The sequence below is a fragment of the Streptococcus sp. Z554 genome, assembly GCF_053010305.1.
Window position 1 is genome coordinate 170,090 of record NZ_JBRKNV010000003.1, and the last position, 12,085, is coordinate 182,174.

Below are 12,085 nucleotides of genomic sequence, written 5' to 3' on the forward strand. Positions count from 1 at the left end.
TCTTTGTGTTATGATAGAAAGGTACTACATTTGAAAAGGAGTTTGAATAGTATGAAGAAACGAATTATTTTAGCATCAACAGTAGCTCTATCCCTTGCCCCTACCTTGGCAACTCAAGCAGAGGAAATTGTATGGTCACCACGTACAGTTGAGCAAATTCAAAACGATGTTGCTAAAAGCGAAAATAAAACAAGTTATACCATTAAGTATGGAGATACCCTAAGCACGATTGCAGAGGCTTTGGGAGTAGACATAAATGTCCTTGCAAACTTGAACAAAATCACGAATATTGACTTGATTTTCCCAGACACTGTATTGACTACAATTGTTAACGAAAATGAAGAAGTAACAGAGGTTGAGGTTTATACACCTCAAGAAGTTGGTTCTGATGTAGCAAGTGCAACAGCAGATTTAACAACAAATCAAGTAACAGTAGATGAGCAAACTGTTCAAGTCGAAGATTTGACACAACCAGTTGAAGAAACAGAAGTTGTAACGGAAACAACAGAAGCCATTACTGAAGCAACAACTGAAGCTGTAGCAGAAACTACAGTATCGTCAGAAGAAACAACGACAACAACTGCTGAAACAACAGAAGCCACTACAGAAGCAACAACTGAAGTTGTAACAGAGGCTCCTGTAGTTAAAGAAACAACGACAACAACTGCTGAAACAACAGAAGCCACTACAGAAGCTACAACTGAAGTTGTAACAGAGGCTCCTGTAGTTAAAAAAACAACGACTACAACTACTGAAACAACAGAAGCCACTACTGAAGCTACAACCGAGGCTGTAACAGCAGCGCCTGTAGTTGAAGAAACAACGACTACAACCACTGAAACAACAGAAGCCACTACAGAAGCAACAACTGAAGCTGTAACAGCAGCGCCTGTAGTTGAAGAAACAACGACTACAACTACTGAAACAACAGAAGCCACTACTGAAGCTACAACCGAGGCTGTAACAGCAGCTCAGTCAGCACCAGAAACTTACCAAGCTGAACCAAGCCAAGGCGCAGCAACTTATGCAGCACCAGCGGCTCCTGATTATGCAACGATTGCAGCTACAAAGTCTGAAAATGCAGGTCTACAACCACAAACAGCTGCATTTAAAGAAGAAGTAGCTAACTTGTTTGGTATCACATCATTTAGTGGATACCGTCCTGGAGATAGTGGCGATCACGGAAAAGGTCTTGCTATTGACTTCATGGTTCCAGTAAGTTCAGCTCTCGGTGATCAAATTGCAGATTATGCCATCCAAAATATGGCTAGCCGTGGCATCAACTACATTATCTGGAAACAACGTTTCTACGCACCATATGATAGCAAGTACGGACCAGCCTACACTTGGAATCCAATGCCAGATCGTGGTAGCGTCACAGAAAACCACTACGACCACGTTCACGTATCTATGAACTAATCATGAATGAGAAGTTGAGGCTGGGATAAAAGTCCTAGCCTCTCAATTGTCTTTGGATTGTCGAGCAAGACGCAGTGGTTGAGTGGGCTCTACTACGCTGATTTCATCAGCTTTTACAGCCCTACTCAACTGTGCGGAGGTGGGACGACGAAATCGAATTCTAACGAATTACCGATTTCTGTCCCACTCTCGCTTCTTTTTTTGTAATGATACGATTTATAAGTGAAATAAAATCTAAAACATGATAAAATGTAAGCGTCTACACATATAGGTTGCTGTTAAAATTATTGGGAGAAAGGATGAAGTGAATGACAAAACGATTAAAAACTCCATTTGAGAAAACAAGAGATGATTTTGAACAGGAATTTTGCGGAGAAATTGTTGAGCTCTTGATTTTTACCTTTCAAAATGTAAGTGGAGCAATCTCCTTAAAAGATGGATGCAAGGTACCGTCAGTAAATTTTAAAGCTAGTGTCAATGTCGAAACTCAGGAGTTCTCTGAACTTGAAGGACGTTTGGAATGGCTCCTGACTCCAGAAGAATTTGAAGAAAAGCGATGGGGCTTTAGTTTTGAACCCTACAAAATTCATCGTGTCAAATGCCAAAAACGCCCCTTCATGGAGCTAGAGCCATATATGTCAGAAGTAGCTAATAACTGCTACCATTTGCTGGAATATTTAGATGACCAATCCACGGATGCTAGATTAGAGACCTTGATTGAAGCCTACCAAAAACCAGTCATCATTCAAGACGATATTGGTGAATTCACCTTAAACAGAGCCTATTCCTGGTTTGAAGGCTTCATTACTTATGAGGGCGGTAAGATTCATGCTATCTTTGCTGCGGGTGCAGATGAAAGTCTTCCTCCAAGTTCTTTCGATGATTTAAAGAAATTTATAGGAAATTTCCAAGTCCAAGATGCTCGGATTAAAGACTATATTGTTAAAGAACTGTGGGAAACAGCCCAAGACTGGATAGATTCAGATGAAAATGATGTGGAGTTAACAGAAGAGTATTTTACCAACTCTCTTTCCTTGAGTGAACTCTCGATCAACGAAGACGGGGAATTGACCCTCTACTATGATGATAGAGAGGAAATTTTTGCAGGCCATGCCATCGAAGTTGTCATTGATAAAGAGGGGGAAATCCTTAGAGCAGACTTGGTAGGTTAATGGCTGGATTTTTATTTAGAATATAGAAGTAATAGTCTTTTGGAATTGAATCCAAGAGGCTATTTTTAAGGAGTGAGCAAAAGACTTGCATTATGAATTCACTTGTAGTATACTTGATAAGTCAATAGTTGACAAATCAAATATTAACAAAGGAATAGAAATGTCAGAAATCAATGAATTACTGTACCAGCTCCATTTAGTAGATCAGACCATGACACAACTTTTTGAGAAAAAATTGGGAATTAGTTTGACCCGCTATCAAATTCTGCAGTTTTTATTGCAAAAGTCACCGTGTAACCAAACTGCCGTTCAAGAGAAGTTACAGATTGACCAGGCAGCTTTGACCCGTCATTTTAAGGTTTTAGAGTCAGAGGGCTATGTCAGTCGCAAGCGAAATCCAGTCAATCAGCGAGAAGTTTTGGTTGAATTGACCCAAGAAGCCAAGGACCAACTCTTGGTCAGTCCACCTAAACATCACTTGAAAGTGAAGAAACAGATGGAAAACATCTTATCTGCTGGTGAGCAGAAAGAGCTGACAACTTTACTGACCAAACTAGTATCAGGTCTAGAAAAAATAGAATTTTAAGGAGAAAACGATGTCAATCATTACCACAATTTTAGCAACTCTTGTTGCCCTCGAACATTTTTATATCTTTTATTTGGAGAGTGTGGCAACCCAATCAGGTGCAACCAGCCGAGTCTTTCATATGGATAAGGAAGAGTTGACTCGGCCATCCGTTACCTCGTTGTTTAAAAACCAAGGGATTTATAATGCCTTGATTGGGGTATTTCTGATTTATGGGATTTATTTTTCGCATAGTTTAGAAATCGTAACAATCTTTGTTTTATTTGTCATAGGAGCAGCGACGTATGGTTCCTTAACAGCAGATAAAAAAATCATTCTAAAGCAAGGTGGGCCAGCAATCTTAACCTTGCTAAGTATTCTTTTCTTGAAATAAAAATAACCAGCACTTTCTATGAAGGTGCTGGTTTTTAATAACTGACATTACACTTTCCTACGTTTAATTTCAAGTAGTCTTTGATAGAAGAAGATTTGGCTACTATAGATATAAGGGAAGATAGAGATACTTGCGATTCCAAAGCTAATCCAGATAAGGATATACCAAGGAAGTAGCTGTAAATCAAGGACAAAGCGTTGGAACTTATAGCCTTTCATGAGAAAGCGGCTGGTATGCATCACGCGGCTCGGTTTGGCAATTCCGATTGCAAGGGTGTCACATAAAAGTAGTTCAACTTGGGAATAGGCATAATATTGTGGCAGATAGATAATGGTTCCCAAAATCATTACTAGGACGCTACCAAAGAAATAGAGAGCAAAAGTAAGTAGAAAGTGTTCGATATCTGGATTTGTCACGTCTACAGATGGAAATTCGGGATGAAGTTCTACAAATTTACGAGCCATGGCACTGCTATAAAAGAGCAAGTAAACTCCAAAAAGATTAGGGATGCTCCATAAAAAGAGATAGAAACGCTTGAGTAAGAGAGTTAGAAAAGTCTGGGTAAAGAAGCGATTATCAAGTAAGGACAGACTATCTTTAAAGGAAAGCTCTATCTCAGAAATTCTGTAAAGATTAATCGTGGTAAAGAGAGCACCAGCTAGGATGATGGAACTTGTAAATCCAACGGCTATCGGAAAGAGAGCAGACTGAATCGTGATCCCTAGAAAACTCAAGAAGGACTGTTCGAGAATGCCTTCATCAAGTAGGGATAAAGGTCTGATAAAGCTAGAAAGAATCAAGAGGATACTTGGCAATAAAAAGACAAGCAACAAGCGAGGGTGCTCAGCTTGAAATTGTCTAGCCTGCTGGCGAACTTCTTTTAAATTAATTTTTGGGTACTTCATTCTTTCATTATACCATATCAAGTTCCATAATGAGTTTTCAAGCACATCATGCCCTGCACGTTCCCTTGAATTGCACGGCGGATATAATGACAGCTTGCGTGACTATGTGATTGCTAAAATCAAGCATTATCAATCCATTGGCTCGACTGTCCAAGAAATGCTTGATAATGAGGACAATCAGGAAGGCTGGAAGAGAAATTCAACTGGCTGGTGGTATGTCAACGCAGATGGAAGCTACCCAACGAATAAATGGCAGAAGATCAATAATGTCTGGAATTACTTTGATAGCAATGGCTATATGAAGGCTAATTCATGGCACAAACATTCAGACGGGTACTGGTATTACTTGCTTCCTAATGGCGCGATGGCTACTGGTTGGGCACTTATTGCTAACAAGTGGTACTACTTCAAAGAAGATGGCACAATGACCACTGGTTGGGTGAAATACAAGGAACATTGGTATTTCTTCGATGCCAAAGATGGCGATATGAAATCCAAACAGTTTGTCAAATCAGCAGATGGCTCTGGCTGGTACTACCTAAAACCAGACGGCAGCATGGCAGACAAGCCAGAATTTACAGTTGAGCCTAACGGCTTGATTACGACAAAATAAAATAGAAAGATTCAAAATTTAATTACACTTGACCGCTGGCATTTGCTGGCGGTTTTTTTGTTTGTTCAAAATAAAAAAAGCAGTGATGGTACTCACTGTTTTTCTTGTAGTGTATGGGCGTAAGAAGTCATGCTGATAGCGTGTTTTAAACGCATGTTCATAATATCTGATACACCGTTTTTATACTTATCTACTGCCTGAATAGATACGCCACAGTTTTTGCTGATAGCATAGGCTGTGGCGTTGTCTAAAAGCCAGCGGATAGCTTTAATATCTACTGACATATATTACCTCGTAAAATACCAAATAGCAAATAGGAATAGAAGAAGTCCAATTAAAAATTCAACTTTTTCACGTTTAGTGGTTTTTCTAATTTTTAGATTTACTTTCATTGTTTTTCCTGTTATAATTTAAGTACACCCCCGAAGGGGTGGATAGTGATTTCTCACTATCCAAATTCGATGTGCCATTCAAAGCTGATTATAAATAAGTTGATTTTGACTACTAGCTTATTTGTTTTTACTTTGAGTGGCTTCTTTTTGAACTTAAACATTTTGTTTTCCTTTCTACTAGTTTCCTTGTCTAAGGTTTCCTCCTTAACCTTATGTATCTATTATACAACTAAAGTTGTATAATGTCAATAGTTTTGATGAAGTTTTTTAAAATTTTTTCAAAAAAAAATAGACCTTGTCCAGAGGTCGGGGAGTTGGATGGGACATCCTCCAATGTAAACTATTAGAACAAAATTGCAGCCTTCTCAACTATACGGGCAAAGGTGAGTATGAAAATGAATACGAAGATGAATACGATTTAAAAAAATGACGAAAATCAACCGAAATGATTTTAAATAAAAATAAGCAAAAACTTAACTATTGATAAGTAACAGAAAGCATTGGAAAACATTTTTCACTTATACCATAGTTCGTGACAGTTCCTGTTTTTTTTGATAGAATCATACAGTATGCCCCTGGGCGCAAAGTAAGAACTGGGACTGTCTTTCCCAGCTTCGGAGGTAAAAAATGTCAGATTCGCCAATCAAATATCGATTGATTAAAAAAGAAAAACACACTGGAGCTCGTTTGGGTGAGATTATCACACCCCATGGCACCTTCCCGACGCCTATGTTTATGCCAGTAGGGACTCAGGCAACGGTCAAGACTCAGTCGCCAGAAGAATTGAAAGAGATGGGTTCAGGGATTATCCTATCCAATACCTATCACTTGTGGCTTCGCCCTGGGGACGAACTCATTGCCCGTGCTGGAGGTCTTCACAAGTTCATGAATTGGGACCAACCAATCTTAACGGATAGCGGTGGATTCCAAGTGTATTCCCTAGCAGACAGCCGTAATATTACAGAAGAAGGGGTAACCTTCAAGAACCACCTCAACGGTTCTAAGATGTTTCTTTCACCTGAAAAGGCCATTTCTATTCAGAACAATCTAGGCTCAGACATCATGATGTCCTTTGACGAATGTCCCCAATTTTATCAACCTTATGATTATGTGAAAAAATCGATCGAACGTACCAGCCGTTGGGCTGAGCGTGGGTTAAATGCTCACCGTCGTCCGCACGACCAAGGTTTATTTGGGATTGTACAGGGAGCAGGATTTGAAGATCTTCGCCGTCAATCAGCTCAAGACCTTGTAAGTATGGACTTCCCAGGCTACTCTATCGGAGGACTAGCAGTTGGAGAAACCCACGAAGAGATGAATGCAGTTTTGGACTTTACGACCCAACTGCTTCCTGAGAACAAACCTCGTTACTTGATGGGAGTAGGAGCGCCAGATAGCTTGATTGATGGTGTCATCCGTGGTGTCGATATGTTTGACTGTGTTTTGCCGACTCGTATCGCCCGTAATGGGACTTGTATGACCAGTCAAGGTCGCTTGGTTGTCAAGAACGCTCAGTTTGCGGAGGACTTTACACCACTTGATCCAGAGTGTGATTGCTACACATGTAAGAATTATACCCGTGCTTATCTGCGCCACTTGCTTAAGGCCGATGAAACCTTTGGTATCCGCTTGACAAGTTACCATAATCTCTACTTCTTGCTCAATCTGATGAAGCAGGTTCGCCAGGCTATCATGGATGATAATCTCCTGGAATTTCGTGAATATTTTATTGAAAAATATGGTTATAACAAGTCAGGGCGCAATTTCTAAATGTAGCTTGATATCCACTAAAAATCCTAAGTTTTATCTTAGGATTTTTCTGTATTTTTTGATAAAATAAAGGTACTATGAATGAAAGTTAGATGGCTTTTTTGCCAATCTAATGAATGGAGAATTAACTCGTATGCGTATTAAATGGTTTTCCTTGATTAGGATTACAGGTTTGCTTTTGGTACTCTTGTATCATTTCTTTCAGACGGCTTTCCCAGGAGGTTTCTTCGGGGTTGATGTCTTCTTTACCTTCTCAGGTTTTCTAATCACTTCACTTTTATTAGAAGAATTTGGTCAAAAAGGGAAGATTGATATTTTAGGATTTTATAGAAGACGTTTCTATCGGATTTTTCCACCGGTTGTTTTAATGATTCTTGTCATCATGCCCTTCACCTTCTTGGTTCGCCAAGATTATGTGGCAGGAATTGGTGGGCAGATTGCCGGTGTTTTAGGATTTATGACGAACTTCTATGAAATGTTGACAGGAGGAAGTTACGAATCTCAGTTTATCCCTCATCTCTTTGTTCACAACTGGAGCTTAGCTGTTGAAGTTCATTATTATATCTTGTGGGGTTTGGCAGTCTGGTTCCTATCTAAGCGAGCGAAGTCAGGCGGACAACTACGAGGAACGATCTTTCTACTTTCATCAGCTGCCTTTATCATCAGTTTCCTTTCTATGTTTATCGGTAGCTTTATAGTAAGTTCCTACTCAACAGTATACTTTTCAAGTTTGACTCATGTTTATCCATTCTTCTTAGGTAGTGTGCTTGCTACTGTGATAGGAGTTCGGCATACAACACCACTTCTTAAACGTTTGAATCGAACCTTGGATTTGAGGAAGACCTTGCTAGTCTTTGGAGCTGGCCTTGGAGTCTTGCTCTTACTGACCTTCTTTGTGAAATTTACCTATCTCTTTGCCTATTTATTCGGCTTCTTGTTGGCAAGCTTAGCTGCGCTTCTGATGATTGTTGCAGCACGCATTTTGCATGATAAAACACCGACAATCGAAGAACCAAAGGTGATTAGCTTCTTAGCAGATACTAGCTATGCTGTTTATCTATTCCACTGGCCGTTTTATATTATCTTCTCTCAGCTGATGAGCAATCTACCGGCAGTGATTTTAACGACTATCTTTTCTTATCTTTTCGCAACCCTTTCTTTCTATGTGATCGAACCGTTGATCGTAGGAAAATCTACTGAACTCTTGCAAAAGGCAAAAGAAATTCCGCACATTAAACCAATCTTTGCTGGTAGTGCTGGAGTACTTGGTCTGATTACCCTTGTCGTGATAGTGATAGCTCCTCAAGTAGGCGCATTTGAAATGGATTTGATGGTTAATGGTCTCAATCAGGCTCAAACCAATATCATTCGAACAAAAACGATGGCAGATCAAGCAGAAGCTAGTCGCTACAACATAGCTGATGGCGTGTCCATCATTGGAGATTCTGTCACCTTGCGTGCCTCTGAAGGACTAAAAGAAATCTTACCAGATGCTCAGATTGATGGTCAGGTCAGTCGAAATACCAAACAGGCAAATGAACTGATGCTGAATTACAGTCAGAATAAAGCCTTGCCTAAAATTGTAGTCATTGCGACAGGTGTTAATAATCCTGAGAATTATAAGGCTGATTTGGATCTACTGATAACAAATCTACCGAAGGGGCATCAACTGGTCTTAGTAACTCCATATGAGGGGGATACAACTCAGGAAACGCAACCTTATGTAGAGCAGTACGCAAGCTATGCGCGTGAATTAGCACAAAAATATCCATATATTGCACTTGCAGATTGGAACCAGGTAGCCAAAGATCATCCAGATATTTGGAAGGGAACAGACCAGGTTCACTTCGGTAGTGATACTACCAAGCAGGATGAAGGAGCAAAACTTTACGCAGAAACCATTAATGCTGCCGTTAAAGCTCTTGCAGATAAACCTGTCAAATCAAAATAAACACTAAAAAGTAGAGATTGTATCTCTACTTTTTTGCTTTAAAGAGAATTGGGAAAAACTTGCCAAATTGTCAGAATTATGAGAAAATAGGTGCAGTCTAAAAATGGAGGGAATGCAATGAGAGAAGACATCAAGATCAATAACCGTGCTCTAGTATTGGAAGATCAAATCATTGAAGTACTCGAAAAAGTTTATGATACAGATGTAGAGTTAGATGTATACAATCTTGGATTGATTTATGAGATTCATTTAGATGAGGCTGGGCTTTGTACAGTTGTTATGACCTTCACGGATACTGCCTGTGACTGTGCAGAAAGTCTGCCAATTGAGATTGTGGCAGGCTTGAAACAAATTGATGGAATTGAGGATGTCAAGGTAGAGGTTACCTGGTCTCCAGCATGGAAGATTACACGCATTAGTCGTTATGGGCGTATAGCCTTAGGGTTACCTCCACGATAATTATTTATTTTGAAAATATAAAAAAGCAAGCCAGTTGAGGCTTGCTTTTGATTTGCTTATTTTTTACCAGATTGTTCCATATTCCAGAAATCTGTAACGGCACCACGTGAAGCAGAAGATACGGTATGAGCATACTTACCGAGGACACCACGGCTATAGAGTGGTGGCAAGGTTGTTTCTGCCTTACGTTTTTCAAGCTCTTCATCGGATACGGCCATGGAAATTTCTTTCGTATCTTGGTCAACCGTAACGATATCACCTGTACGAAGGTAGGCGATTGGTCCACCATCCTGAGCTTCAGGAGCGATATGTCCAACAACCAGTCCATAAGTACCACCAGAGAAACGTCCGTCTGTCAAGAGGGCAACCTTGTCTCCTTGACCTTTACCAACAATCATTGATGAAAGTGATAGCATTTCAGGCATACCAGGACCACCCTTAGGTCCAACGAAACGAACAACGACAACATCACCATCTACGATTTCATCTGACAGGACAGCTTGGATAGCATCTTCTTCTGAGTCAAAGACTTTAGCAGGTCCAACGTGACGACGAACCTTCACACCTGATACTTTGGCAACTGCACCGTCGGGAGCAAGATTACCGTTCAAGATGATTAATGGACCATCCGCACGTTTTGGATTTTCAAGTGGCATGATGACTTTTTGACCTGGCGTGAGGTCTGCAAAGTCAGCTAAGTTTTCAGCGACAGTCTTACCAGTACATGTGATGCGGTCTCCATGAAGGAATCCATTTGCCAGCAAGTACTTCATAACCGCAGGCACACCACCAACTTCGTAGAGGTCTTGGAAGACATACTGACCAGATGGTTTCAAGTCAGCCAAGTGAGGCACACGCTCTTGGATCGTATTAAAGTCCTCAAGTGACAAGTCAACATTAGCTGCGTGGGCAATAGCAAGCAAGTGAAGAGTGGCGTTAGTAGAACCACCGAGAGCCATTGTCACTGTAATAGCATCTTCAAAAGCTTCACGAGTCAAGATATCTGAAGGCTTGATACCAAGTTCAAGCATTTTGACAACTGCACGACCGGCTGCTTCGATGTCTTCTTTCTTGTCAGCAGATTCAGCTGGGTGAGAAGAAGAACCTGGCAAACTCATCCCCAAAACTTCAATAGCAGTAGCCATGGTATTAGCTGTATACATACCACCACAACCACCAGGTCCAGGACAGGCATTACACTCGAGACGTTTTACGTCCTCAGCAGTCATATCGCCGTGGTTCCATTTTCCGATTCCCTCAAATACAGAAACCAAGTCAATATCTTTGCCATCAAGATTACCCGGTGCAATGGTTCCCCCATAGGCGAAAATGGCTGGAATATCCATATTGGCAATGGCAATCATAGAACCAGGCATGTTCTTGTCACAGCCACCGATAGCGACAAAGGCATCCACGTTGTGACCGCCCATAGCTGCCTCGATAGAGTCTGCGATGATATCACGAGATGTTAGGGAGAAACGCATACCTGGTGTTCCCATGGCAATCCCGTCCGCTACAGTAATGGTTCCAAATTGAACCGGCCAAGCACCAGCAGATTTGATACCTTCTTTCGCCAATTTCCCGAAATCATGCAAGTGAATGTTACAAGGGGTATTTTCCGCCCAAGTCGAAATAACTCCGACAATCGGTGTTTCAAAGTCCTTATCTGTCATTCCAGTCGCACGGAGCATAGCGCGGTTTGGTGATTTGACCATGCTGTCATAAATGCTACTGCGGTGACGTTTATCTAATTCTGTCATTTAAGTCCCTCTCATTTCAGTTTTTACCATTATAGCACAAATTTTACCTGAATAACAGAAGAAAATTCTTGAATTTTCAGACAATTTAGCAAGGAATTTTAAAAAATTTTTATCTTTTTTTGTCAAGTAACTTTACTTTACAAAAAAAATGTGTTATTCTAGTATGGTTGATGAAAATCACAAGATTGAATCGAATATACATACTAAAAGGAGAAATCAAAATGGCAGTACCTGCACGTCGCACGTCAAAAGCGAAGAAAAACAAACGTCGTACACACTACAAAGTAACAGCTCCATCTGTAAACTTTGACGAAACTACTGGAGATTACTCACGTTCTCACCGTGTATCACTTCAAGGATACTACAAAGGACGTAAGATCGCTAAAGCTGCATCAGCTGAATAATAGAAGGGAGATACCATGCGCGTAAATATTACACTCGAACACAAAGAATCTGGTGAACGCTTGTACCTTACTTCTAAAAATAAACGTAACACTCCAGACCGTCTTCAATTGAAGAAATACTCACCAAAACTTCGCAAACACGTTGTGTTTACAGAAGTTAAGTAAGACAATATACCAAAAGCCTATGAAATCAACGTTTCTAGGTTTTTTTGTTTTTATAATGTGGTTTTGTCTGATTTTTGTCTGATTAGAAGCAATTGACGTATTTTAACTGAAATTTA

General features: G+C 40.3%; 12 protein-coding genes and 1 pseudogene. 10 read left to right on the forward strand and 3 right to left on the reverse strand.

Annotated features, from left to right (window positions below; all coding sequences use genetic code 11):
- Window positions 1–51 precede the first annotated feature (51 nt).
- The 4 genes from ACVC7R_RS04515 to ACVC7R_RS04530 all read left to right on the forward strand — a co-directional run bounded on the left by ACVC7R_RS04515 (window position 52) and on the right by ACVC7R_RS04530 (window position 3,550).
- Window positions 52–1,419, forward strand: a complete 1,368-nt coding sequence (locus tag ACVC7R_RS04515) for a LysM peptidoglycan-binding domain-containing protein (RefSeq protein ID WP_447263730.1) — start codon at window positions 52–54, stop codon at window positions 1,417–1,419.
- Window positions 1,420–1,727: 308 nt separating this feature from the next.
- Complete coding sequence (locus ACVC7R_RS04520; RefSeq protein ID WP_447263731.1) at window positions 1,728–2,591, forward strand: DUF2262 domain-containing protein; 864 nt, start codon at window positions 1,728–1,730, stop codon at window positions 2,589–2,591.
- A 160-nt stretch (window positions 2,592–2,751) separates the two neighbouring features.
- On the forward strand, window positions 2,752–3,177 hold the full coding sequence (locus ACVC7R_RS04525; RefSeq protein ID WP_447263732.1) for a MarR family winged helix-turn-helix transcriptional regulator: 426 nt from the start codon (window positions 2,752–2,754) through the stop codon (window positions 3,175–3,177).
- Window positions 3,178–3,187: 10 nt separating this feature from the next.
- A complete protein-coding gene (locus ACVC7R_RS04530; protein ID WP_447263733.1) occupies window positions 3,188–3,550 on the forward strand; it encodes a DUF1304 domain-containing protein in 363 nt (120 codons plus the stop codon).
- 47 nt (window positions 3,551–3,597) lie between these two features.
- Here ACVC7R_RS04530 and ACVC7R_RS04535 read toward each other — a convergent pair whose 3' ends face one another.
- On the reverse strand, window positions 3,598–4,455 hold the full coding sequence (locus tag ACVC7R_RS04535; RefSeq protein ID WP_447263734.1) for a DUF975 family protein: 858 nt from the start codon (window positions 4,453–4,455) through the stop codon (window positions 3,598–3,600).
- 184 nt (window positions 4,456–4,639) lie between these two features.
- On the opposite strand from ACVC7R_RS04535, the pseudogene ACVC7R_RS04540 reads away from it, so the two are divergent.
- A pseudogene (locus ACVC7R_RS04540) lies at window positions 4,640–5,068 on the forward strand (N-acetylmuramoyl-L-alanine amidase family protein); the annotation flags it as partial.
- Window positions 5,069–5,160: 92 nt separating this feature from the next.
- Here ACVC7R_RS04540 and ACVC7R_RS04545 read toward each other — a convergent pair.
- Entirely contained in the window at window positions 5,161–5,352 is a 192-nt protein-coding gene (locus ACVC7R_RS04545; RefSeq protein ID WP_000109864.1) for a hypothetical protein, read from the reverse strand.
- A 735-nt stretch (window positions 5,353–6,087) separates the two neighbouring features.
- Between ACVC7R_RS04545 and tgt the strand changes: the two genes are divergently transcribed.
- The 3 genes from tgt (at window position 6,088) to ACVC7R_RS04560 (ending at window position 9,640) form a co-directional block, all read left to right on the forward strand.
- Window positions 6,088–7,230, forward strand: coding sequence for a tRNA guanosine(34) transglycosylase Tgt (tgt, locus tag ACVC7R_RS04550; protein ID WP_447263735.1), 1,143 nt, complete (start codon window positions 6,088–6,090; stop codon window positions 7,228–7,230).
- 133 nt (window positions 7,231–7,363) lie between these two features.
- Entirely contained in the window at window positions 7,364–9,181 is a 1,818-nt protein-coding gene (locus tag ACVC7R_RS04555; protein WP_447263736.1) for an acyltransferase family protein, read from the forward strand.
- A 117-nt stretch (window positions 9,182–9,298) separates the two neighbouring features.
- A complete protein-coding gene (locus tag ACVC7R_RS04560; RefSeq protein ID WP_447263737.1) occupies window positions 9,299–9,640 on the forward strand; it encodes a metal-sulfur cluster assembly factor in 342 nt (113 codons plus the stop codon).
- 56 nt (window positions 9,641–9,696) lie between these two features.
- Here ACVC7R_RS04560 and ilvD read toward each other — a convergent pair whose 3' ends face one another.
- Window positions 9,697–11,400 (reverse strand): dihydroxy-acid dehydratase, encoded by a 1,704-nt coding sequence (gene ilvD / locus ACVC7R_RS04565; RefSeq protein ID WP_447263738.1) that lies wholly within the window; start codon window positions 11,398–11,400, stop codon window positions 9,697–9,699.
- Window positions 11,401–11,621: 221 nt separating this feature from the next.
- Between ilvD and rpmF the strand changes: the two genes are divergently transcribed.
- Together rpmF and rpmG are read left to right on the forward strand one after the other, a co-directional pair.
- Window positions 11,622–11,804, forward strand: a complete 183-nt coding sequence (gene rpmF / locus ACVC7R_RS04570) for a 50S ribosomal protein L32 (protein WP_447263739.1) — start codon at window positions 11,622–11,624, stop codon at window positions 11,802–11,804.
- 15 nt (window positions 11,805–11,819) lie between these two features.
- Window positions 11,820–11,969 (forward strand): 50S ribosomal protein L33, encoded by a 150-nt coding sequence (rpmG, locus tag ACVC7R_RS04575; RefSeq protein ID WP_001265622.1) that lies wholly within the window; start codon window positions 11,820–11,822, stop codon window positions 11,967–11,969.
- Window positions 11,970–12,085 lie beyond the last annotated feature (116 nt).

What these genes read in the sequence shown, in the direction of transcription:
- rpmF (WP_447263739.1), top strand. Translation starts at nt 11,622, where the DNA reads ATGGCAGTACCTGCACGTCGCACGTCAAAAGCGAAGAAAAACAAACGT.
- ilvD (WP_447263738.1), bottom strand. Translation starts at nt 11,400, where the DNA reads ATGACAGAATTAGATAAACGTCACCGCAGTAGCATTTATGACAGCATG.
- ACVC7R_RS04520 (WP_447263731.1), top strand. Translation starts at nt 1,728, where the DNA reads ATGACAAAACGATTAAAAACTCCATTTGAGAAAACAAGAGATGATTTT.
- ACVC7R_RS04535 (WP_447263734.1), bottom strand. Translation starts at nt 4,455, where the DNA reads ATGAAGTACCCAAAAATTAATTTAAAAGAAGTTCGCCAGCAGGCTAGA.
- tgt (WP_447263735.1), top strand. Translation starts at nt 6,088, where the DNA reads ATGTCAGATTCGCCAATCAAATATCGATTGATTAAAAAAGAAAAACAC.
- ACVC7R_RS04530 (WP_447263733.1), top strand. Translation starts at nt 3,188, where the DNA reads ATGTCAATCATTACCACAATTTTAGCAACTCTTGTTGCCCTCGAACAT.
- ACVC7R_RS04560 (WP_447263737.1), top strand. Translation starts at nt 9,299, where the DNA reads ATGAGAGAAGACATCAAGATCAATAACCGTGCTCTAGTATTGGAAGAT.
- ACVC7R_RS04525 (WP_447263732.1), top strand. Translation starts at nt 2,752, where the DNA reads ATGTCAGAAATCAATGAATTACTGTACCAGCTCCATTTAGTAGATCAG.
- ACVC7R_RS04545 (WP_000109864.1), bottom strand. Translation starts at nt 5,352, where the DNA reads ATGTCAGTAGATATTAAAGCTATCCGCTGGCTTTTAGACAACGCCACA.
- ACVC7R_RS04515 (WP_447263730.1), top strand. Translation starts at nt 52, where the DNA reads ATGAAGAAACGAATTATTTTAGCATCAACAGTAGCTCTATCCCTTGCC.
- ACVC7R_RS04555 (WP_447263736.1), top strand. Translation starts at nt 7,364, where the DNA reads ATGCGTATTAAATGGTTTTCCTTGATTAGGATTACAGGTTTGCTTTTG.
- rpmG (WP_001265622.1), top strand. Translation starts at nt 11,820, where the DNA reads ATGCGCGTAAATATTACACTCGAACACAAAGAATCTGGTGAACGCTTG.